The organism is Streptomyces galbus (assembly GCF_005280195.1).
In the GTDB taxonomy this organism is placed as follows: Bacteria; Actinomycetota; Actinomycetes; order Streptomycetales; family Streptomycetaceae; genus Streptomyces; species Streptomyces galbus.
On sequence record NZ_SZPR01000026.1, the window covers coordinates 83377 to 104517 of the forward strand.

Genomic DNA, 21141 nt, shown 5'->3' on the forward strand with positions numbered 1-21141 from the left:
AACGGCGCTCTCGTACTCCATCGGCGCACTCGCGTGACCGGGCGGCCGACCGTCTCACGCTTTCTGGACCGGAGTGCATGAATGTAGTCTGATCCAACCGTGACTCAAGATCCTCGTTCAAGGCGGTCGGGGCGGCGCGACGCCCCGGAAACCGACCGGAAGGAGACCGCACCGTGGACGTCCGGCGACTGGAAACGTTCGTGGCCGTGGCCCGGAGCACCACACTCGCCGAGGCCGCGGACCGGCTCGGCTGTGCGCGCTCGACCGTCACCGGCCACCTGCAGGGGCTCGAACGGGACCTGGGCGCTTCGCTGGTGGAGCGGGGAGGGTCCGTGAACCGGCTGACCGGGGCGGGGACCCGGTTCCTCGAGTACGCCACCGACATCCTCGACAAACTGGCGCAGGCCCAGGCAGCGGTGGCGGCCGCCGCGGAGGACGGCGGCGGACGCCTGAGCCTCGGCGCGACGGCGTCGTTGTGCACCTACCGGCTGCCGGGCTTCCTGCGGACCTTGCACCGGCTCATGCCCCACCTGGACGCGCAGGTGGTCGTCGGCTCGGTGCCCGAGCTGCGGGAGCAGGTCGGCCGCGGCGAGCTGTCCGCCGCCCTCGTCAACTCGGCGACCGTGCCCGCCGCACGCCCGTCGGCCGTGGCCCCGGACGACCGGTCGGCCGGGGAGGACGACCGCCGGCACCTGTGGACCGACCGGGTCGCCCTGGTCGGCGCGCCCGAACAGGTGGCCCGCCCCCGGCGCCTCCTGGTCACCGCGCCGGGCTGCGTCTACCGCGACATCGCCGAACGGCAGGCACTCCCCCGCCTCGGACGCGTCCAGGTCCAGCAGGTGGGCAGCGTGGACGGGGTCACGTCCTCCGTGCTGGCCGGCATGGGCGTGGGCGTGGTCCCGGCCGTCGCGGTCGGACCGCACCTGCGGTCAGGACGACTGGTGGAGCTGCCGCTCCCCGCGCTGTCGCCGGTGGTGACCGAGCTGATCTGGAACGCCGAGGTCACGCCCCCGCACGTGATCCCGCACCTACGACGGCTGCGCCCGCCGCAGCCCCACCCGCCCACCGTCCCGCGGCCCTCGCCGTCCGCCGGGTCGAAGGAAGGCCGACGGCTGCGTCGCTTCCCCGTCGGAGTCGTGGCATCGACAGACGGTGACGCAGTCCGAACCTAGCCCGCCGACCGGCCCGTGGAGCGGGTCAGTACGGCATCTGCGAACCGGGGTTCACGACTGCCGAACCGGTCTGGGCCCGAGCCCCGGAAGCAGAGATCGTCGAGGTGCCGCGCCAGACCGCGGCCCTCGACAGGAGGTCCTCCTCGTGCGTCCCGTCCGGTCCGGAGCCATCAGCATCCTGCTCCCGACGGTCTCCTCGGACTCCCGCACCTGGGCCCCTCCGCACCTCTGAGCAGAAAGCGCCCGAGACCATGGCCCAGCAGATCACGGCGGCACCGGTCGCCCGTACGGCGGTCCCGCTCCCCGTCGGCAGGTCGGGCAAGACCCACTCCCCGCACTACAAGTGGGGCATCCTCGGCATCGGCATCCTCGCGCAGGCGGCTTTCGGCGCGGCGTTCCAGGGGATTCCCATGGCCGGCGCGGTCCTCCAGTCCGACTACCACTACTCCACCGGCCGACTCGGCCTCGTCCTGGCCGCCTTGACGTGCGGAGCGGCGGTCACGGAGATCGTCTGGGGCGTCCTGACCGACCGGTACGGCGAACGGGCGGTGCTCGTCACCGGCCTGGGGGGCACCACCGTGAGCCTCGCCGCCGCCACCGCGTTCCTCGTGCCCACGGGCGGGTACACCCCGCCGCCCTGGCTGCTGTCCGCCGTCCTGTTGCTCGCCGGCGCGCTCGGCGGCTGCGTGAACAGCGCTTCCGGACGGGCGGTCCTGGGCTGGTTCCCGCCCGGCGACCACGGCTTCGCCATCAGCCTGCGCGTCGCGGCCGTCCCCCTCGGTGGCGCCATCGGCGCGCTTGCGCTGCCCGCCCTGGCCCTGAGTGTCGGCTTCCGGGGCGTGTTCGGCTTCCTGGCCGCGTTCGCCCTCGCCGCCACGGCCGCCGTCGTCTGCTGGCTGGACGAGCCGCCGCTGCCGCCCGCCGGGCACCGCAGCGCCGGCGTCGACCCACTGCGCCGCTGGAAGATCTGGCGGATCTCCCTGAGCGCCTTCCTGCTGGACTTCCCCCAGTTCACCGTCCTGTCGTTCGCCGCGATCTACCTGCACCGGGTGCACGGCGTCGGTCTCACCGCCGTCTCCGGCCTGCTGTTCGCCGTGCAGGCGCTGGGCGCGGTCTCCCGTGTGTGGAGCGGGCGTTGGACGGACAGCAGGGGCGGCAAGCACCGCCGTGGCATCGTCATCGTCTACAGCTGGGTCATCGCCGCCTGCTTCGCCGGACTCGCGCTGTGCGGGTCCGGACCCGCGTGGGCCGCGGCCGCGCTGATGGTGGTGGCCGGTGTGCTCGCCTGCGGCTGGCACGGCGTGCACTACGCCGAGATCGCGATCATGGCGGGCAAGGAGCGCTCCGGGACCGCCCTCGGACTGGAGAACACCATGGTGTTCGCCGGCGCCTTCCTCACGCCGCTCGTCGTCCCCGGGATCCTCGCGGCCACGTCCTGGTCCGTGGTCATGCTCCTCGTCGGAGCGGCGCCCGCCGCGCTGTCCGCGGTGGTCATGCCCCGCGAGGGCACGTGACCGCGACATTCCGAGGCCGGGTCGGCTTGCAGAAGATGAACGACTTCAACGCCGTCGCAGAGCCGCCACCTGGTCTCATGTCAGACGGCGGCCCTGAGATGTCTGCAATGGTTGAACGATGACCTCGGCGTCGGGGCTGACCCGCGGGCCAACGGCCCAGTTGGGAGCCGTTCCAAGCTGCAAGGACTGCTCTGTCCCGAACAAGCTGGCGCTTTTGCGACGGGTAGGGCGCGGCTGCGAGGTTCATTTCCCGAACGCGTGACCCCAGCGTTCCGAAGTCACCCGACGTACCGACTGCGAGGTCATCCATGTTCACCCGGACGCACCGCTGGACGCGCGGCACCCGCGCCATCGCGACCGCCGCCTCCACCGCCGCCCTGTGCGGCCTCCCGCTCCTGTGCGCGGCCCCGGTCTCCGCCGCGCCCCCGCTCACGGCACCGCCGGCGCCCTCGTGCGTCGCCGTGTACGAGAGCTGGCGCTACGTCACCGCGTCCAACGACTGCGGCACCACCCACCAGGTCCAGGTCGTCTACCAGGACGGCGCGGCCGGCCTGTGCTACGCGCTGGCCCCGCGGACCCAGAGCACCGTGGGCGAGGGCTACTTCGGCCGGCACGGCCACGTCGACCACCTCGCCCTGTGCGAACCGTACGAGGTCCGGACCGGGCCGTGAGGCAGGACCGCGCGCCCCGCTCCGGTCGGGACGTTCCCGGCTCCGGGGCGGGGCGGTCGGCCCGGCACCGTTCGACTTGTGAACTGTTCGCCGCTGTGGCCGTCCACCCGGCCTCGCCGCCCCCCGCTCGAGCCGCCGGGACCCTGCTCTCGCAGGGCCGGCCGGTGACGGCCTCGTCCACGGAGAACAGCGCCTTCCCCGCCTCACAAGCGGTCGACGGCAACGAACAGACCCGCTGGTCGACCTCCGTACCGGATCATCGCCCCGGGCAGCGTCGGCACGCCGGTGTTCAGTCGGTGACGAGAGTGAACTTCTCCCACGGGCCGATCGCGGTGCGGTTGGCGATCAGGGCGGAAGCGCCCGCGTTCTCGGCCGTGACGTACTGCCCGTTCGCCAGGGCGAGCAGGCTCACTGTTCCGTCGGAGTTGCGGACGAGCTGGAACGCCTGGGCGCGGCCCGGTGTGCTGCTGTCGGCGATCAACGGGGCCGAACCCGCGGTGACGTAGCGGCCGTTGGCGTGCGAGCGCAGGGTGATCGATCCACCGTCCGCGCTGGTCATGTCGAACTGTTCCCAGGGGCCGATGGCCGCCCGGTTGGCGATCAGGGGCGAAGCACCGGCGCTCTCGGCGGTGACGTAGGCGTTGTTGACGTTCGCCCTGAAGGCGACGACCTTGCCGGTGGGGGTCGGCGTCGTGCCGCCCGGCACGGGCTCAGTGGGGCGGGTCGCGGTCAGGGCGATGCTGCGCTTGAGCATGCGGCCGCCGTCGGCGGTGAGCCGCAGGTAGTAGTCGGACGAGCAGGCCGTGCCGTCCTCGTCCAGCGCGAGGAACCCCGAGTCAACGGGGACGGCTGCCTTGGTGGCCGCGGTCTTGGCGATCTGGTTGCCCTCGTTGAACTCGTCGAACATCGAGATGTAGAGGCCCTGCGCGCCGACCCGGACCATGTTGTAGAACTGCCGCCACATGAAGTCGCCGTGGGCCCGCTGACCGGGGACGGAGACGTCGCCCGGTAGCACGCAGGGCTGGTAGTCGATGCCGTGGGCGTCGCACTCCGCCTGATCGCCCAGGTTCACGTACTGGTAGTAGTGGTCGGAGTCGGCGGCGCTGCCGATGGCTCCGACCATCCACGGGGAGATCATGTCGAACGCACGGTAGGTGTCGAGGAAGCCGTCCCGGGTGCCCTGGCCTCCGGTGCGCCACTCCTTGGGGATGCCGCCGATGACGTAGCAGCCCTGGGACTTGAACCAGGCGATGACGTCGCCGCAGGCGGCGGCGGAGAACGGGTGGGCGTCGTCGTTGAAGCCGAAGCCCCAGATCGCCACCACGGGCTTGCCGTTCTGGCGGGCGTAGGCCGGGCTGGCGGTGTGGGCCTTCATCTTCGCGGTCCAGTCAGTCTTGATCTCGGACTGCATGGCCGTCCAGCCGGTGACGTCGTACATGACGTAGAACTTGACGTCGTGTGCCTCGGCGGCGCTGCGCACCTTCGACGCCATCGCGTCGCGCGTCGGGCCCTCGCCCCCGGTCGGGTCGAACCGCTGCAGAGCCGCGGTGTCCACGCCGTACTGGGACATCCACGAGAAGTGCGTGTCGACCGTCTGCTGGTCGTAGGACGAGAAGAGCGTGGCGGGCTGTCCGTTGCCCAGGTCGGCGTAGCCGGTGCGGTAGGTGCGCGTGTACTCGCTCATGTCCGGCCAGCACTTGATGCCGGTGTTCGCCGGGGACGGCGGCTTGCTCCAGTCGTGGGACCAGTGCCACCAGCCGTCGATGGGGGCGCCGTCTCCCTTGGCTGCGAACCAGCCCTGGTAGCCGACGGTTATCTTGCCGACCACGTCTCCCGCGGGGGACGCGGACGGCGTGGCGGCCGAACGGCTCGACGCGGTGGCGGCCTCGGCGACGCGAAGCGACCCTGCCGCGGCTGCCGCGGTGCCTGCGGCGGCCGTGCCGAGGACCCGGCGCCGGGTCCAGCTTGTCCTGCCGTGTGTCTTGGCCATGTGTGCTCCGAATGCACGCCTCACCCGGTGAGGTGGGCGCGCGGGTGGGGGGAAGTGGGGGTGTCTCCGGCCGCGACGGACGGACGCGGAAGGGAGCAGCGTGCGCTTGCGCGGCCTACAGGCTGCAAAATATCGATGGCACACTGAAAGAACAACACCTGCGGCCGCGAAATCCGGATAGTCCAAGGGTGGCGACCTGCGGTCGGCGGCGTGCTACCTGCCCAGCTTGTCTTCGATCCAGGCGGTGGCGAAGTCGATGACCTCCGCGGCCTCGAACAGATGGCTCTCGGCAGCGCCCACGCTGCCCCCCCGGCCGATCCCCACGGCGAGCATGTCCCGGGCGATCGCTTCGAACGGATCCGTCCCGGCGGGCACCACGGCCGAGTAGTCGAAGGCCCCGTCCTCCGAGTCGATGTCGTGGAAGCGGCGCCAGACCCGTTGTCCCCGCACCAGGACTGGCTGTTCGTACTCCACGAACCGTTTCCCGGGGGCCTCGGCGAGCGCCTCGGCGTGGTGCAGCAGCGTCATGGTGTCCAACGGCGCGCCGAGCAGCAGGACCCGGCCTCTGCGGGCGGTCAGCCGGGCGAGGGGACTGCCGGGGCCGTGGGGATCGTCCCAGGGGTGGCCGGCCATCAGCTCGTCCGCTGCCGCCCCCAGGGCCGCGAAGCTGGCGTCCGGATGCCGGCTGCGGACGGCCCCGGGCCGGCGGCGCAGCGCTTCGGGGAGACGGCCGTTGTGGTGATCGGCCTCGCTGAGGGCCGGGTCGTACGCGGGATGCTCTGCGCGCAGGGCGTGCTGCCAGTCCGGTGGCCAGGTGACGAAGTCGTAGGGGGGAGCGTCGTTCCAGCCGCAGGTCACCATGAGGGTCCCCCGCGCCCCTACGACGTCGCGGAGGGCGTCGATGACGGTCTGCGGTCCGCCTGCCACGTAGCCGATGGCGGACATGCGGGTGTGGAACATGACGACGTCGCCGTCCCCGAGGCCGAGGGCCGCCAGGTCACGGCTGATCCGGCTGCGGGTGACGGACCGCCGGAGCGCTTGAGCAAGACCGTTTCGTCCATGGTCACGAACCCTTCCCCGCGCCACGCACCCGGGGCAACTGCTTTCGGCGGGCCGCCGGGCCGCAGGCCGGGTGTCGCCGTCGACATCCGCGCGGGGTTCCGGAACCGGCCCGGGCCGGGCCGGTGGGTCAGAGCCGGGAGCCGCCGGTGGCGTCGAGGACCTGGCCGGTGACCCATCGGGCGTCGCCGGAGGCGAGGAAGGCGACGACGTCGGCGACGTCCTCGGGCCGGCCCACCCGGCCGAGTGCCGAGAGCTGGGCCGCGGAGCGCTCGGCGGCCTCGTTGCCGCGCAGCCAGGAGGCGTTCATGTCGGTGTCGATGATGCCGGGGGCCACGGAGTTGACCGTGATGCCGCGGCCGCCGAGCGCCTTGGCCAGGGTGAGGGTGAAGGCGTCGAGGGCTCCCTTGGTCATGGCGTAGGCGATGATGTCGGTGAGCGCGATGCGGGTGGCGCCGGAGGAGATGTTGATGATCCGGCCGCCGTCGCGCAGGCGCTCGAGGGCCTGCTGGGTCAGGAAGAACGGGGCGCGCATGTTGATGGCGACGGCCTCGTCGAACGCTTCGGGGGACGTCTCCTCGATCTCGCCGCGCGGGGTGATGCCGGCGTTGTTGACCAGGATGTCCAGGCCCGCCACCTCGGCGTGGCGCAGGATCTGGCGGTCGTAGCCGTCCCAGAGGGTTTGCACGTCGCCGGGCCGGCCCAGTTCGGCGTGGACGGTGAACGCGCGGCCTCCCCTGGCACGGACGGCGGCCACCACGTCGTCGGCGGCTGCGGTGTCGCGGCCGTAGTGGACGGCCACGAGTGCTCCGTCGGCGGCGAGCCGTTCGGCGACGGCGCGTCCGATGCCGCGACTGCCGCCCGTCACGAGTGCCGTCCTGCCCGCGAGCGTACCCATGGTGCACCTCCATGCCTGAGTTCTGTAGCGATCACTACGTTAATACTGTACAAGCATTCTTTAGCGATCGCTGTAAAATCAAGGCATGACGACGAGCAAGCGGGGCAGGCCGCGCAGCTTCGACCGCGAGGCGGCCCTCGTGCGGGCGACGCTCCTGTTCTGGCAGCACGGCTACGAGGGCACGTCCGTCTCCGATCTGACCGCCGCCATGGGCATCTCCCCGCCGAGCCTGTACGCGGCCTTCGGCGACAAGCGCGCCCTGTTCACCGAGGTGGTCGAGCGCTACGGCACCACCTTCGGCGCCTTCATGGACGACGCCCTCGCCCAGGAGAGGGACCCGCGGGCGGGCTTCGCGAGGATGCTGGAAGAGGCCGCGGTGGCGTACACCGACCCCGGGCACCCGGCGGGCTGCCTGGTCATTTCCGCGGCGACCAACTGCTCCCCGCAGACCGCCGACGTCGAGCAGGACCTGCGCGCCCGCCGGACGGCCAACCTGCGGTCCTTCGAGGCCCGGCTCGAGGACGCCAGGGCCCGGGGCGCGCTCTCCGAGGAGGCCGACACCCGGGCCCTCGCGGTGTACTTCGGCGCGGTCGTGCAGGGCATGTCGCAGCAGGCGCGGGACGGTGCGAGCACGCAGGAGCTGCGGCGCGTGGCCCGGCTCGCGATGAGCGCCTGGCCGGAGCCGCCCGCCTGACTCGGGTGGTCCGCCGGTCGCCGGGCCGGGCCGTCCGGCCCGGCCCTCCGTGTGGGTGACCGGCATGGTCGGTTCGTGCGCCCGGGGCCGGTCAGCGGCCCTGCAGGGCCTTCACGGTGTCACCGAAGGTCCAGTTCTTCGAGCCGTCCCAGTTCACGGACCAGGTCATCAGGCCCTTGAGGGCGCCGCCGTAGTGCCTCCACGCCTGGGAGACGAGGGACGGTGCCATGTAGCCGCCGCCCGCGCCGGGCTGTGCGGGCAGGCCCGGGACCTGCTTGTCGTACGGCACCCGGATCGTCGTGCCCTGGACCACCAGGCCCTTGGCGAGGCAGTCGGTCTGGGCGGTGAAGCCCTCCACGGTGCCTGCCTGGTAGGAGTCACCCGCGCAGCCGTACATGCTGCCGTTGTAGTACTGCATGTTCAGCCACCACAGCCGGCCGTTGTCGGCGTACTTCTTGATGATCGGCAGGTAGGCGCCCCAGATCGACCCGTAGGTGATGCTGCCGCCCGTGACGTACGCGGTCTCGGGGGCCATCGTCAGGCCGAAGCCGGCCGGCATCCGTGCCAGCACCCCGTCGATGATTCGGATCAGGTTGGCCTGGGACGTGGACAGTTGGTTGATGTTCCCGCTGTTGGTCAGGCCGGTCTCGATGTCGATGTCGATGCCGTCGAAGTTGTACTTCTGCAGGATCGGCACGATCGTCGCGACGAAACGGTCCGCCACCGCGGTCGAGTTGAGGTCGATGCCGGCCGCGGCGCCGCCGATGGACAGCAGGATCGTCTGACCCGACGCCTTGGCCGCGCACATCTCCTGCGGCGTCGCCACCTTCACGCCCGCGTCCATGCCGTCCTCCCACAGCGCGGTGCCGTCGGAACGGATCACCGGGAAGGCCGCGTTGATCACGTTGTAGCCGTGCGCGGCGATACGGGAGTCGGTGATCGGGGTCCAACCGAAGGGCGGGTGCACCCCGTTGGCCGCGCCGTCCCAGTTCTCCCAGTAGCCCTGGAGGACCTTGCCGGTCGGCTTGGGCCGCGCCGCGCAGGTGTCGGCGGCGGAGGCGGCGGGGGCTTGCGCGAACTGCGTGAGCGCCGCGGTCGCCAGCGCGGCCGCGAGCAGGGACAGGGCACGGCGGAGCATACGGGCCTCCCGGTGGGGGGTTCGGTGAGGTGTCGTAGGCATGACACTGCTCTGGTCCAGACCTTTCGTCAAGAGGTCTGGACCAGGTGCACCAGCGGCCGACCGGGCGGCACAGCGTCGCAGGGTGTGTACGTCACAGATAGTGGCGGGCGAAGACACCCGCCACCAGCTCGCGCCGGCTGTGCAGTCCGGTCTTGTCGAACACCGACTTGAGGTGGTCCTGGACGGTGTGCGGGGACAGCCCGGCGCGGCGCGCGATGTCCGCGGTGGAGTGCCCGCGCAGGACCAGACCGGTAACGTCCCTCTCGCGTGGGGTCAGCCCGTAGGCCGCGGCGATCAGCCCGAAGTGCTCACCGGAGCCCGCCTGTTCCACGACGACGGCGGTGCGGGCCCCCGTCGTGTCGGAGCGGCCGAGGCACCAGGCGTTCAACCGCACGCGGCCGTGTGTCCGGCTGTGCATCCAGGAGGTGTGGGTCCCCGGCGCGTCCGACGCCTGGACCGCTGCCGCCACGGCGTAGACGGCCGGAGGCAGCCGCTCGTCCGCGAACGGGGCTGCGGCGTCGGCCGGTCGGCCCAGGTCGTCGAACCACATGTCCACGGTGGGGGTGCGGTGCACCACCCGGTACTCCTCGTCCAGCAGCACCAGACCCGGTGCCGCCGCCGACGCGCCGGCCTCGGCGAGCCGGGTCAGGTGCAGCCGGCGCAGGACGGAGCCGAGCGGCTGAGCGAGCGAGGCCGCCACGGCCAGGTCCGACGGAGCGAAGGGGGGTGCGTCCTGCGCGCGCCCCATGATCAGCGCACCCCACGCTCCGTGCCGGTCACGCAGCAGCACCCGCAGTTCGTCCCGGAACCCCAGTGGACGCATGATGTCCCGGTAGCGCGGGCTGCGTTCGAGGCAGCCGCCCGTCTCGCGGCTCAGCAGGCCCACGGGCGTCGTCCTGGTCGCCAGGTCGGACAGGTCGTTGGCGTCGCCCTCCCGGTACTCGATGTCGAGCATGCGCGGCATCATGCTCGGCGGCAGTGCGTCGCGGTAGTCGCCGCCGGTGTTCATCAGGGTCTGCGGGTCCACGGTCACACCGGCGCAGATGTCGAACCGCAGCGCCGGACGCGTGACCCGTTTGACCTTCTCGAAGAACTCCTCCACGGTGCGCGCGGACCGCGCCGCCCGTAACGCCGCGTCGGTGACACGATCCGCGCGTACGTCTCCCCCGTTGCGCTTCATGTCCCCAGGCTAGCGCCGGGTGTCGTCACCGGGCGCTGTTCCAGCAGGTGGGAGTCATGGCTCCGGTTGCCGCGACCTCGGGGGATCGGCTCGTCAGACCAGCTTGCAGTGGCTGCCGCGCTGCCACGGTGCCTTGGTCCCGGCACAGACGGCCACCGCCACGCCCTGTACCGAGGAGTTTCCCCACTGGAACTTCTTCTTGCTGCCGTTGCGCGGTCCGGCCCCGGCCAGCGGGCCCGTCCACTCCCGCTTCCAGCGGCCGTCGATGAGTTTCTGGTACCGCACGTACACGTACGCCTTGTGGCGGTCCGTCCGCGTGTCCTTGACGTAGGACGAGGAATAGTCGATCCGCGCGTTGCGCCGGTTGTCCCAGCACAGGTGGAAGCCCGTGTAGGCCCCGGACACACCGCCCTTGCGGTACTGGTGGTGCGGCCAGTTCCGGCCGCACTCCAAGCCGGCGGCGGGCCGGAGGTGCTGACCGGCCGCGGACTGCGCGGAGGTGTTCTGCGGCGTGGCCGACGCGCCGCCCGCCGGTGCGAGCAGGGACAGGCCGCCGCCCAGCACCACCGGGACCGACACGAGGGCGAGAGTCTTCCGGATGGACATGAGGAGTCCCCCCATCTTTGCTGACAGTTCTGCGCGCCACGCGAGCGACGGGACGCGCCGGCCGCGCGCCCGTCGGGCGACGGCGTGTCTCAGCAAACCTCGGCACGGTGGCGGTGAACAGCGACCGCCTCCGGAGGTCGGTCAACGTGCTTCGACCCGGTTTCATCGCCGGACGCGGAGGGAATGACACGGCGCCGCCGATGAGGCGGGTTCGATGCGAGAGGCCCTTGCGTCAGGGGAGACAGCAGGGGACCCGGGCCACCGGCCACGACAATGACCGGAAGTCCCGGCAGACGCCCGCGACAGCCTCACCCTGGCGGGCGAATCGGACGGTCGGCGCATTGACGTGGCAGCGAGGGAACGCGCCCGGCTGACCCGTGTCCGAGACGGGGTCGGTGGTGGCCGGCGCTGGCGTCACTCCAGCGTGATCTCCGCACCGATCGACTGCTCGCGGGCACGGGCGACGACCAAGGCCGTGGCCGCGGCGTCCTGCGCTGCCACGCCGACCGACTTGTAGAGGGTGATCTGGTCCGGTGAGGTGCGTCCCGGTCTGCTGCCCGCGATCAGTTCGCCCAGCTCGGCGTGCACGTGATCGGCTGTGATGAGACCCTCGCGGATCGGCACGAGGAGGTCGTTGCTGCCCGCGGGGAACGGGGCGAGCACGGCCTGACGCGATTCGACGCAGACCAGTGCCTCGGTGACCGTGGCGTCGTCGATCTCGCGGCCGGCCGGGTTGAACCCGACGGAGGTGATGTGCACACCGGGGGTCAGCCAGGAACGGCGGATCACGGGCTCGACGGCGTGCGTCGTCGCGGCGGCGATGTCCGCGCCGTCGAGTGCCTCGGCGTAGCCCGACACGGCGCGGACTTCACCGTCGAAGCCGGCCGAGAGCTCTTCGGCCAGGACCACGGCCTTCGCCGCGTCGCGGCCGGCGACGCGGATCTGCCGGATCGGACGGACCCGGCAGATCGCGCGGGCGTGGGACCGCGCCTGCACGCCGGTGCCCAGCACCGCCAGCACCGTCGCGTCCTCGCGGGCCAGCAGTCGGGCCGACAGCGCGGAGCAGGCGCCGGTCCGCGCCGCGGTGACGGCCGTACCGTCCAGCAGTGCGGCGGGCGTTCCGGTGTCCGGGTCGAAGGCCACGATCAGCGCCTGGTGCGTGGGCAGTCGTGCCCCGTCGTTGTGCGGGAAGAGTGACACCAGCTTGGTCATGAGCGCCCCGGACGACGGCAGGAAACCCGGCATGGCCGCCAGGAACCCGTCGCGTTCGGGCACCAGGGCGGCGACGCGGTCCGGCACGGAGGCGCGCCCCGCGCTGAGGTCCGCCATCGCCGGGGCGAGGGCGTCGATCAGCGAGTCCCAGTCGAGCAGGGCCTCGACCTGCGGGCGATCCAGAACGAGCACGCGCCTCACCCTCCTGTTGCCGGTCGTCCGCCGAGTCATCGCACGGCCACAGCCTCGACCGGCGCCCCTGTCGACCCGGCCACGACACGCCGCCCTGCCCCAGCGCGTTCATCCGTACGTGCCTGCGTCCATCAGCGAACCGGGCCGGAGTCCGGGCGGGCCTGGAACCAGGTCCGGGAGCGGAGGCAGGGCCCGGGAGCGGTCGGTGGGTGGCCGCCACCGGGCCGGTGTGGCCGTCGCGTGCCGCGTCAGCCGCGCGGCGGGACGGCGACGAACGCCTCGCGCGGGGAGCCGGTCGGCGTGTAGCGGGTGACGCCCGGCGTGGTCGGCACCAGGGCCTTGTGGACCGCCTTGGCCACGTTCTGGATCGTGGCGACCCCGTAGTCCATGGTGCTGTTGTCCTGCGTCAGCACGCTGATCACGTAGTCGTGGCCGGCACCGTCGAAGGTGCCCAGGCTGTGCACCCGCCAGCCGTGCGTGGAGCGCTGCAGCCAGCCGTTCTTCACGTGCACGGCGACGGACGACGGCGCCCCCGCCGGAGTGCCCCAGCGCTGGTCGGCGATGACCTGGCCCATCAACTTCAGGATGTAGGCACGGGAGTTGTCGCTCAGCACGGTGTTCTTCGCGGTGATCAGCTTGAGCAGCTTCTGCTCGTCCTCGACGTTCTCCTGGGTCAGACCCCAGTAACCGTCCGCGCCCGGCACGGTCTTCGTCATGCCGGCCGCCGTCAGGAAGCCCTGGATCTTCGCCACGCCCAACTGCTTCCACAGCGTGCTGGTCGCGTCGTTGTCCGACTCGGTGATCATCGCCTTGGCGAGGTCGGCCTCGGTGTCGGTCAGGTACCGGTTGGTCTTCTTCGCGTCCCACAGCAGCGTGGCGAGCACCGTGACCTTCACGGTGCTCGCCGAGTCGAAGGCGGTGGTGCCGTTCAGGGTGCAGGTGGTGCCGGTGGAGCGGTCGTACACGCCGAGGGCGACGGTGCCTTCGCGGTTCGCGAGGGCCGCGGTGATGTCCTTCGTCAGCTTCTCGGCGAGGCCGGCTGTGGCGGATGTGCACACGACGGCGGTCGTCGGTGCCGCCGCGGCCGGGAGGGCGGTGGCGCCGACGAGCAGCGCCGCACCCAGGGTGGTCGTGATGGCCGCGCTTCCGCGGGATATCCGGTCGGTCATGAAAGAGCTCCCCCTGTGACGTCGGACGGGCGTCCTGTGGGTACGCATGTTCGCAGAACGGCAGTCCAGCCGATCGGCCGGGGTCGTCCGGCGCCCCCTTCTGACGCGGCGTCTACGCGCGTCGCGCAAAGGCACGTTAAAGACTCTCCCCGCAAAGGAAGAGAAACGTTCGAGAAACAGCGCGGCGTGACTCTTCCGTGCAATCACCCGGGGTCGCCGGGGCCATCCCCAGTGCTGGGAAGAGGGACTGCCGTGACGGAGATCGTCGAGAAGGAAGCACCGCCGGCGAGTACGGGCGGACGGACGTACAACCACTGGGCGCAGAACGACACGTTGGAGGACTACTCGCTGCGCTACGCGCCGAAGTCCTTCCGCCGCTGGACCCCCTACGTGGTGGCCACCACGGCACTGGGTGGCATCGCCTACCTCGCGGACTTCGCCATCGGCGGCTCGATCGCCATCTCCCACGGCTTCTCCAGCGCCATGGTCGCGATCCTCGCCGCGGCGGTGGTCATCTTCCTGACCGGCATCCCGATCTCGTACTACTCGGCGAAGTACTCCATCGACATGGATCTGTTGACGCGGGGTGCGGGCTTCGGCTACCTGGGGTCCACCCTCACCTCGGTCATCTACGCCAGCTTCACCTTCATCTTCTTCGCCCTCGAGGGCTCGATCATGGCGCAGGCCCTGGAGCTGGGGCTGCACATCCCGCTGGCCGTCGGCTACCTGATCTGTTCGCTGATCATCCTGCCGCTGGTGATCTACGGCATGACGGCGCTGTCGAAGATGCAGGTGTGGACGCAGCCGGTGTGGCTGGTGCTGATGGTCGCGCCGTTCGTGTCCATCGCCGTCCAGGAGCCGGGGAAGTTCTCGCAGTTCACCCACTTCGCCGGCAACTCCCCCACCGGCTCGGGCATCAGCATGCTGGGCATCGGCGCGGGCGCCGGCGTGGCCCTGTCGCTCATCGCCCAGATCGGCGAGCAGGTCGACTACCTGCGCTTCATGCCCGACAAGACGCCGCAGAACAGCAGGAAGTGGTGGGGCGCCGTGCTCTCCGCCGGCCCGGGCTGGGTGGTGCTCGGCGCGGCCAAGCAGATCGGCGGGGCCTTCCTCGCCTTCTACATCGCCGGCAGCGTGGGGCTGTCCAAGGCCAACGAGCCCATTCAGCAGTACGTCCACGGGTTCAGGACCTTCGCCGCGCCCGTCGCGCTGGGCCTGGCCACGTTCTTCGTGATCCTCTCCCAGATAAAGATCAACTCGACGAACGCGTACTCCGGTTCGCTGTCCTGGTCGAACTTCTTCTCCCGGCTCACCCACCGCCACCCCGGCCGGGTCGTCTACATCTTCCTCAACGTGGGCATCGCGCTGGCTCTGATGGAGGGCGGCGTCTTCGGCTTCCTCAACACCGTGCTCGGCTTCTACTCCAACGTGGCCATCGCCTGGATCGGCGCGGTCGTCGCCGACCTCGTCGTCAACAAGCCGCTGAAGCTCAGCCCCTCGTACATCGAGTTCAAGCGCGCCCACCTGTACCACTTCAACCCGGTCGGCTTCGGCTCGATGCTCATCGCCTCGGCCGTCTCGATCGCGGCGTACTTCGAGGCGTTCGGCGAGTACGGCAAGGCGTACTCCCCCTTCATCGCCCTGTTCCTCGCGATGGTCCTCTCACCGCTGTTCGCGGTGCTCACCAAGGGCCGGTACTACATCGCCCGGGTCGACGACCTGGAGGAGCCGCTGTTGGCCGCGGACGGCCTGCCCTCCGCGGCCTTGCTGACCTGCACCGTGTGCACGACCGACTTCGAGCGGCCGGACGTGGCGAACTGCCACTTCCACGCCGCGGCGATCTGCTCACTGTGCTGCAGCCTGGAGAAGGACTGCCACGACGCCTGCAAGAGCGGATCCGGCACGGGCCCGGTCACCCTCACCATGCCCACCGTGCGCTCCGTGGACTGACCACCATCGCCTTCTCCGCGCCTCCCTCGGCTCCGGCCCGCGTCCTTCGACGTGGGCCGGAGCCGACGCCGTCGGTCGGTCGACCGGCTGTCGGCGTCACGGGCTACGGCGCCGCACGGGAGGCGCTCAGCCCGCCGGAGTCGTGACCGCGCCTCGGGGCGGGGGTCACTGTGCTCATCTGCCCCTTGCCTGCGCAGACATCGGACGATCACACTGCACGGATGCAGAGGGCGATCCGAAGGCCGGACACGCCGTGGCGGACTTCCCCTACCTCCTCAGCGGCGGATGCGGCCACCCGGGCGCAACCCGCGCGGCGAACGCCCGCGCGAGGGCGGACAGTCGGCCCCACGTGCTCGAACTCCTCGGACGGTGAGCCATGGACGCAGGACTTGCAGGTCTCCTCGGTGGTGTCATCGGCGCAGCCGTCGGCGCGGTCGGCGCCACGGCATCCGCGTGGATCACCGGAAGGAAGGCGGAGCAACAGGCCAGGATCCAGTCCGAGACGCAGCTGGGACAGGCACGTCTCCAGATAGAGGCTGAACGGACCCTCGCTCTGCGCGCATCGCGCAAGAGCGCCTACCTGGCCTTCGCCGAAGGCTGGAGCCAGGTCCACGGGATGTTGGGTGAAGCAGCCCTCAAGCTGGGAGGCATCGCGCGAGGTGACCCTCCTGACGAACGCGAAGAGCGGCGCCGGACCGCCCGCCGCCTCTGGAACGAGGCGACTGCCCTGCACCACCGGCTCGACCGCCTCATGCACGTCGTCCACGTGGAAGGTCCCGGCCGGATGGCCGATGCGGCGCAAGCGGCAAGTGGCGCCCTGGTGCCGGTCTTCGGCGCGGTCGTCGAGTGGCTGCACGCGGTCGACGACGGGACAGAGACGTCGCACCACGCGACGGAACAGGCGAGACGGCACAGCGAGGCATACGGCAAGCTCCTGCAGTTCCTCTACTCCGCCTCGGATGCCACCCTGCCGGACGGACCCGACGTCCGGGACCCGTGAGCCCGGGGCGGGACGGTCCGGGAATTGAGCGGCGGGGTCGGCCCGGTACGCGGTACGGTGCGCCGATGTCAGAGATCAGGACCTTCCAGGTCACCTTCGACTGTGCGGAACCCGAGCGTCTCGCCCGTTTCTGGTGCGAGGTGCTGGGCTACGTCGTACCGCCGCCGCCCGCGGGGTTCGCCACCTGGGACGATTTCAAGCGGTCGCAGTCGCCCGAGGAGCGGGACGCGTGGTTCGCCTGCGTCGACCCCTCGGGCGTCGGCCCGCGCCTGTACTTCCAGCGCGTCCCCGAGGGCAAGGCCGTCAAGAACCGGGTGCACCTCGATGTGCGGGTCGGCACGGGACTCGTGGGTGAGGAACGCCTCGCCGCGCTCGAGGCCGAATGCGAACGGCTGGTCCCGCTCGGCGCGGTCCACGTGCAGACCCTGTACGACGGCAATGACGCGTGCATCCCGATGCTGGACATCGAGGGCAACGAGTTCTGCATCGACTGAACTCGGCACGCACGGCACGGGGTGTGAGTCACCGGCCCACAGCCGTCGGCCCACACCCCGCAGCCCGAAGGCGTCAGTCCTTGCCGAGCAGCCTGTTCATCTGCTCGATCTCCGCACTCTGCGAGGTGACGATCCGCCCGGCCATCTTCCTGGCCGGGGCGAAGGCACCGTCGGCCTGCTCGGCCTCGGCCATCGCGACCGCGCCTTGGTGGTGCTGGACCATCATCTCCAGGAAGGCGCTGTCGAACGCCTTCCCGGAGGCCTTCTCCAGCTCGTCCGTCTCCGGCATGGTCATCATGCCGCCGGAGCCAGCGCCGCCGTGCAGGGAGTGGTCCATGGCACCCCCGGCGGGTACCTCCTCGCCCCAGGAGGTCAGCCACCCCGAGAGCGTCCTGATCTCGGGGTCCTGTGCCTGCTTGATGGCGGCGGCGAGCTTCTTCACTTCGGCCGACCCAGCCCGCCCGGGCGCGAGGCCGGCCATCTCCACGGCCTGGCGGTGGTGCGGGATCATCCCCTGGGCGAAGGCGACGTCGGCGGCGTTGTGCCGCCCCGGGGACGCCGGCGCGGCGGAGGCGGCGGGGGTAGCGCTGTCGTGGTCGCCGTGCCCGGACGAGTCGTCGCCGCTGCCGCCGCAGGCGGCCAGAACGAGCGCTGCCGCACCCGCGGCGGCGAGGACAGCGGTACGGCGGAACAGGGAACGCTTGCGGATCATGGTGGTGCAGCTCCTCGGTGCGCGCCGCTCACGGCGCGCGGCGGATCGGATGGGGGCGTGCGGGAGCACGGCACCGGCGTCAGGGGACGCGACGGTGCCGGGCGGGCCGCTCCAGGCCGTGTCTTTCGGATCAGCCCGGTACGGACCGACGGCGCCTTGACAGTGTCGGTGAGCGGGGCTTGGTGCGTGCAGCTGCAAGGCGGAGGAGGGCGTCGATGCGGAGCATCGACAACCGACGACAACGCGGCAGATGTGCGTGCCAAGCCCCGCGGCCCCGGGGTGATCCGAAAGACACGGCCTAGATCCGCAGGAGCTGCAGTTCCGACAGGTCGGGCGGAGCGCGTCCGTCGTGGGACGAGCCGGTGGGCGCCGTACCGGGACCGGTTGCGGCCGACGCCTGGAGCGCCGGGCCGACGGCGAGCGCCGGTGGTGAGTACGGCGAGCCGGTGCCGGCGGCCGCGCAGGTGGCGTCGGCGTGATGGAGACGGCCCGGTCCGTCGTCCATGGGTGAGCAGCCTCCGTCCGCGTGCGTGACGTGGTCGGCGGCGGCCCTGACCCTCTCGTGTCCGGCGGTCGCCTCCGGCGGCACGGCAGCGCCCGGGGCCAGGCCGTGCATGCCCAGCACCCCGGCGAGCACGGCCAGCACCAGCAGCGCGAACAGCCGCCCGACAGGGCGGCTGGTTCGGTGGCTGCTGCTGATCACGGCACTCATCGTACGGGCCGGCCCGTACGGAGGGAGGCAGCGCCCACCGTGGCGGCTGTGAACGGCCCGAGGACCAACCATTGACATGTCCACTCCTTGTCGGGACGCTGGGGACACCACTTTCCATCGATGTAAAACGTGGCGCCGCAGCCACGTTCCGAGCGGCCACGGGACGGGACGATGAACTCTTACCGCTGTCTGAGGAGCGCCACGGCCCTGCTGCTGGCCGGTGTGCTCGCCGCCGTGCTGTCCCTGACGTCCGCCGAGCCCGCCCGGGCCGGCCAGACCGCGCTGCGGGCCGCCGACCCGAGCGTGCTGCGCGTCGGCGCGACCTACGTCGCGGTGCAGTCCGTCGGTGACGGCATCGCCGTACGGCAGGCATCCTCGACGGACGCCCTCGCCTCGGCGCCCGCCCGCCGGGTCTGGTCGGACACGGGCGACCTCGGTGAGGTCTGGGCCCCGGAGATCGTGCGGGACGGCGGCCGCTACTACATCTACTTCACGGCCGGGCGCGGTTCGGCCCACCGCATGTACGTCATCAGCTCCGCCGCCGCCGACAGCGGGTACACCGGCGCGGCCAAACTGGCCCTGCCGGACGACAAGTGGGCCATCGACGGGGCCCTGTTCACCTTCAACGGGCAGCGCTGGTTCGTCTGGTCCGGCTGGGCCGGTGACACCAACGTCGAGCAGAACCTGTACATCGCCCGGATGAGCAGTCCCACGACCCCCACCGGCGCGCGGTACGTCATCTCGCAGCCGCGCGAGTCCTGGGAGCGGGTGGTCGGCAACCCGTACATCAACGAGGGCCCCGAACCCATCAAGGACCCGGCCGGACAGCTGCACGTCGTCTACTCGGCCAACGGGAGCTGGAGCGACCAGTACTGCCTGGCCGACCTGCGGCTGCGGGCGGGCGGCGACCCGACGTACGTCTGGGACTGGTACAAGTCCAACGGCTGCCTCTTCGGCTCCCACCGCGCCACGATGATGGCGGGCTGGGACCCCACCCTCCACGTCGACGGACCCGGCCACCACACCTTCGTCCTGCTCGACGGCGACATCGCCACGATCCCGCCCGCGGGCCCCCGCTTCCCGCTGATGTACCACGCGGTGCCGAAGGGGACGCCGTACGCGTGGGAGAACCGGTACTGGTACACCGGCACGTTCGCCTGGTGGGGAGGCACCACCTACGGTCGCGCCAACGTCCCCGGCCCGACCACGAGCACCGGCTGGAGCCTCAAGTTCTTCGAGTAGTGACCGGGCGTCACCCCCGGCCCGAGGCGTCGTGGCCCCACCCGCCTGAGCCCACCGAGCGGGTGTCCCGCACGGCGTTGCGGCCCGCTCCCCGCCGCGCCCGTGCATACGGTGCTCCGCGGGTGACCGGTCCGGCGGGGAACGAAAGAGGCGTACGGCGTGGTGGTGAAAGCGGGTCGCGGGGCGGCCGGAGCGGGGCGCGGGAGCGGCCGCACGGCGCTGGGCAGCCGCCCCGCGCACACCGTACGGCTCCCACCGCGCCGCCCGGCGGCGGAGGCCCCCGCGACCGACCGCACCGGGCCCTGGCTGCGTTCCGCCGCCGCCCACGCCTGGCGGCTGATCCTCGTCGGCATCGTCGTCTACGGTCTCTTCGCGGTGCTGGGCCGGTTCCAGACCATCGCCGTGGCCCTGTTCCTGGCCCTGGTCATCACATCGGTGCTGCGTCCGGCCACCGACCTGCTCGCCCGCCTCGTGCCCCGGCCGCTCGCCGTCGCCGTCACGCTGGTCGGCAGCATCGTCGTCCTGCTCGGGCTGCTCGCCCTGGTGGGCGACGCGGTGGCCAACGAGTCCGCGACCCTGGCGGACGAGTTCCGCAACGGCGTGCACCGCATCGAAGTGTGGCTGCAGCGCCCACCGTTCCGGCTGAGCCAGAAGAAGCTGTCCGGCCTGCAGGACCAGATCGTCCACTACTTCTCCGCCCACCGGGCGGGGCTCCTCAGCAGCGCCCTCAGCGGCCTCGGCCGCGCCGTGGAGTTCGTCACGGGAGGCGCGCTCGCGCTGTTCGCCTCGGTCTTCTTCCTGCACTCGGGCGAACGGCTGTGGACCTGGTCGCGCGACGAGGTGGTGCCCGGCCGCGCGCGGCCGGCGTGGGACCGGGCGGGCCGCGCGGCCTGGCGGGCCTTCGCCGGGTACACGCGGGGCATCATCATCGTGGCCGCCACCAACGCCGTGCTCGTCGGGATCGCCCTGCTGGCCCTCGAGGTGCCGCTGGCCCTGCCGCTCGCCCTGCTGGAGTTCTTCGCCGCCTTCGTGCCGCTGATCGGCTCGCCGGTCGCGCTCGGCGTCGCCACGGTGGTGGCCCTGGCCGGTCGGGGCCCGGCCGTCGCGCTCGTCGTGCTGGCGCTCATCGTGATCGTCGGCCAGTTGGAGGGGCACGTCCTGCATCCCCTGGTGATGGGCTGGGCGGTCCGCCTCCACCCGCTCGTCGTGGCCGTGTCCGTCCTCGCCGGCGGCACCGTGGCCGGCGTGATCGGCGCGGTCGTGGCGGTGCCCTTCGTCTCGGTGGCCTGGGCGGTCTTCCGGGCTCTGCGACCGGCGCCCCCTCCGGCACGCTGACCCGCCCGCGGGGGCCCGGCAGGCGTGCTGCGGTACGACCGGGACGACCTCGGCCCTCGAAGCCGTCGGGCCGTCCCGCACCGAGCAGGTGGGCGTGCGGCCGGCCGCGATCCGTGCAGCGGACGCCGTGGCGGCGCCCGACCTGCTCAGGGTCCGGGG

18 protein-coding genes and 1 pseudogene are annotated in these 21141 nt (G+C 71.6%); 9 read left to right on the plus strand and 10 right to left on the minus strand.

The window, feature by feature from the left end; all coding sequences use genetic code 11:
- The first annotated feature begins 173 nt into the window (after positions 1-173).
- The 3 genes from E4U92_RS29360 to E4U92_RS29370 all read left to right on the plus strand — a co-directional run bounded on the left by E4U92_RS29360 (position 174) and on the right by E4U92_RS29370 (position 3357).
- The gene (locus E4U92_RS29360) at positions 174-1172 is read left to right on the plus strand and encodes a LysR family transcriptional regulator (RefSeq protein ID WP_137303466.1); all 999 of its coding nucleotides are present in this window, start codon (positions 174-176) and stop codon (positions 1170-1172) included.
- A gap of 251 nt (positions 1173-1423) precedes the next feature.
- A complete protein-coding gene (locus E4U92_RS29365; RefSeq protein ID WP_137303467.1) occupies positions 1424-2686 on the plus strand; it encodes an MFS transporter in 1263 nt (420 codons plus the stop codon).
- 308 nt (positions 2687-2994) lie between these two features.
- Positions 2995-3357, plus strand: a complete 363-nt coding sequence (locus tag E4U92_RS29370) for a hypothetical protein (protein WP_137303468.1) — start codon at positions 2995-2997, stop codon at positions 3355-3357.
- Positions 3358-3646: 289 nt separating this feature from the next.
- Here the strand turns inward: E4U92_RS29370 and E4U92_RS29380 are convergent, their stop codons facing one another.
- From E4U92_RS29380 to E4U92_RS29390, 3 genes and pseudogenes are all read right to left on the minus strand, one after another.
- The gene (locus E4U92_RS29380; RefSeq protein ID WP_229863390.1) at positions 3647-5347 is read right to left on the minus strand and encodes a xylosidase; all 1701 of its coding nucleotides are present in this window, start codon (positions 5345-5347) and stop codon (positions 3647-3649) included.
- 213 nt (positions 5348-5560) lie between these two features.
- Positions 5561-6408: pseudogene (gene aac(3), locus E4U92_RS29385) on the minus strand (aminoglycoside 3-N-acetyltransferase).
- A gap of 128 nt (positions 6409-6536) precedes the next feature.
- A complete protein-coding gene (locus tag E4U92_RS29390; protein ID WP_137303470.1) occupies positions 6537-7304 on the minus strand; it encodes an SDR family oxidoreductase in 768 nt (255 codons plus the stop codon).
- Positions 7305-7389: 85 nt separating this feature from the next.
- Between E4U92_RS29390 and E4U92_RS29395 the strand changes: the two genes are divergently transcribed.
- Positions 7390-7998 (plus strand): TetR/AcrR family transcriptional regulator, encoded by a 609-nt coding sequence (locus E4U92_RS29395; RefSeq protein ID WP_137303471.1) that lies wholly within the window; start codon positions 7390-7392, stop codon positions 7996-7998.
- A gap of 91 nt (positions 7999-8089) precedes the next feature.
- On the opposite strand, the gene E4U92_RS29400 is transcribed toward E4U92_RS29395, so the two are convergent.
- From E4U92_RS29400 to E4U92_RS29420, 5 genes are all read right to left on the minus strand, one after another.
- The gene (locus E4U92_RS29400) at positions 8090-9136 is read right to left on the minus strand and encodes a chitinase (RefSeq protein WP_137303472.1); all 1047 of its coding nucleotides are present in this window, start codon (positions 9134-9136) and stop codon (positions 8090-8092) included.
- Positions 9137-9269: 133 nt separating this feature from the next.
- Positions 9270-10358 carry a helix-turn-helix transcriptional regulator gene (locus tag E4U92_RS29405; protein WP_137303473.1) on the minus strand — a complete coding sequence of 363 codons (1089 nt, stop codon included), beginning with the start codon at positions 10356-10358 and terminating at the stop codon, positions 9270-9272.
- Positions 10359-10451: 93 nt separating this feature from the next.
- Positions 10452-10964 (minus strand): hypothetical protein, encoded by a 513-nt coding sequence (locus E4U92_RS29410; RefSeq protein ID WP_137303474.1) that lies wholly within the window; start codon positions 10962-10964, stop codon positions 10452-10454.
- Between the two features lie 414 nt (positions 10965-11378).
- Complete coding sequence (locus E4U92_RS29415) at positions 11379-12368, minus strand: ornithine cyclodeaminase family protein (protein WP_137303475.1); 990 nt, start codon at positions 12366-12368, stop codon at positions 11379-11381.
- A gap of 248 nt (positions 12369-12616) precedes the next feature.
- Complete coding sequence (locus E4U92_RS29420) at positions 12617-13537, minus strand: serine hydrolase (RefSeq protein ID WP_137303476.1); 921 nt, start codon at positions 13535-13537, stop codon at positions 12617-12619.
- 252 nt (positions 13538-13789) lie between these two features.
- On the opposite strand from E4U92_RS29420, the gene E4U92_RS29425 reads away from it, so the two are divergent.
- From E4U92_RS29425 to E4U92_RS29435, 3 genes are all read left to right on the plus strand, one after another.
- Positions 13790-15487, plus strand: coding sequence for a purine-cytosine permease family protein (locus tag E4U92_RS29425; RefSeq protein ID WP_137303477.1), 1698 nt, complete (start codon positions 13790-13792; stop codon positions 15485-15487).
- Between the two features lie 376 nt (positions 15488-15863).
- The gene (locus E4U92_RS29430) at positions 15864-16487 is read left to right on the plus strand and encodes a hypothetical protein (RefSeq protein ID WP_137303478.1); all 624 of its coding nucleotides are present in this window, start codon (positions 15864-15866) and stop codon (positions 16485-16487) included.
- A 65-nt stretch (positions 16488-16552) separates the two neighbouring features.
- Entirely contained in the window at positions 16553-16981 is a 429-nt protein-coding gene (locus tag E4U92_RS29435; protein ID WP_137303479.1) for a VOC family protein, read from the plus strand.
- 73 nt (positions 16982-17054) lie between these two features.
- Here the strand turns inward: E4U92_RS29435 and E4U92_RS29440 are convergent, their stop codons facing one another.
- Together E4U92_RS29440 and E4U92_RS29450 are read right to left on the minus strand one after the other, a co-directional pair.
- The gene (locus E4U92_RS29440) at positions 17055-17693 is read right to left on the minus strand and encodes a DUF305 domain-containing protein (RefSeq protein ID WP_137303480.1); all 639 of its coding nucleotides are present in this window, start codon (positions 17691-17693) and stop codon (positions 17055-17057) included.
- 298 nt (positions 17694-17991) lie between these two features.
- Positions 17992-18396, minus strand: a complete 405-nt coding sequence (locus tag E4U92_RS29450; RefSeq protein WP_137303481.1) for a DUF6153 family protein — start codon at positions 18394-18396, stop codon at positions 17992-17994.
- 180 nt (positions 18397-18576) lie between these two features.
- Here E4U92_RS29450 and E4U92_RS29455 point away from each other — a divergent pair, with 180 nt between their 5' ends.
- Together E4U92_RS29455 and E4U92_RS29460 are read left to right on the plus strand one after the other, a co-directional pair.
- Positions 18577-19647 carry a glycoside hydrolase family 43 protein gene (locus tag E4U92_RS29455; protein WP_137303482.1) on the plus strand — a complete coding sequence of 357 codons (1071 nt, stop codon included), beginning with the start codon at positions 18577-18579 and terminating at the stop codon, positions 19645-19647.
- Between the two features lie 159 nt (positions 19648-19806).
- Positions 19807-20982 carry an AI-2E family transporter gene (locus tag E4U92_RS29460; protein WP_373311720.1) on the plus strand — a complete coding sequence of 392 codons (1176 nt, stop codon included), beginning with the start codon at positions 19807-19809 and terminating at the stop codon, positions 20980-20982.
- Positions 20983-21141: the final 159 nt, after the last annotated feature.

Bases quoted from the DNA above. Each gene is read 5' to 3' on its own strand.
- E4U92_RS29365 (WP_137303467.1), top strand. From the start codon at position 1,424: ATGGCCCAGCAGATCACGGCGGCACCGGTCGCCCGTACGGCGGTCCCG.
- E4U92_RS29370 (WP_137303468.1), top strand. From the start codon at position 2,995: ATGTTCACCCGGACGCACCGCTGGACGCGCGGCACCCGCGCCATCGCG.
- E4U92_RS29380 (WP_229863390.1), bottom strand. From the start codon at position 5,347: ATGGCCAAGACACACGGCAGGACAAGCTGGACCCGGCGCCGGGTCCTC.
- E4U92_RS29390 (WP_137303470.1), bottom strand. From the start codon at position 7,304: ATGGGTACGCTCGCGGGCAGGACGGCACTCGTGACGGGCGGCAGTCGC.
- E4U92_RS29395 (WP_137303471.1), top strand. From the start codon at position 7,390: ATGACGACGAGCAAGCGGGGCAGGCCGCGCAGCTTCGACCGCGAGGCG.
- E4U92_RS29400 (WP_137303472.1), bottom strand. From the start codon at position 9,136: ATGCTCCGCCGTGCCCTGTCCCTGCTCGCGGCCGCGCTGGCGACCGCG.
- E4U92_RS29405 (WP_137303473.1), bottom strand. From the start codon at position 10,358: ATGAAGCGCAACGGGGGAGACGTACGCGCGGATCGTGTCACCGACGCG.
- E4U92_RS29410 (WP_137303474.1), bottom strand. From the start codon at position 10,964: ATGTCCATCCGGAAGACTCTCGCCCTCGTGTCGGTCCCGGTGGTGCTG.
- E4U92_RS29420 (WP_137303476.1), bottom strand. From the start codon at position 13,537: ATGACCGACCGGATATCCCGCGGAAGCGCGGCCATCACGACCACCCTG.
- E4U92_RS29430 (WP_137303478.1), top strand. From the start codon at position 15,864: ATGGACGCAGGACTTGCAGGTCTCCTCGGTGGTGTCATCGGCGCAGCC.
- E4U92_RS29435 (WP_137303479.1), top strand. From the start codon at position 16,553: ATGTCAGAGATCAGGACCTTCCAGGTCACCTTCGACTGTGCGGAACCC.
- E4U92_RS29440 (WP_137303480.1), bottom strand. From the start codon at position 17,693: ATGATCCGCAAGCGTTCCCTGTTCCGCCGTACCGCTGTCCTCGCCGCC.
- E4U92_RS29455 (WP_137303482.1), top strand. From the start codon at position 18,577: ATGAACTCTTACCGCTGTCTGAGGAGCGCCACGGCCCTGCTGCTGGCC.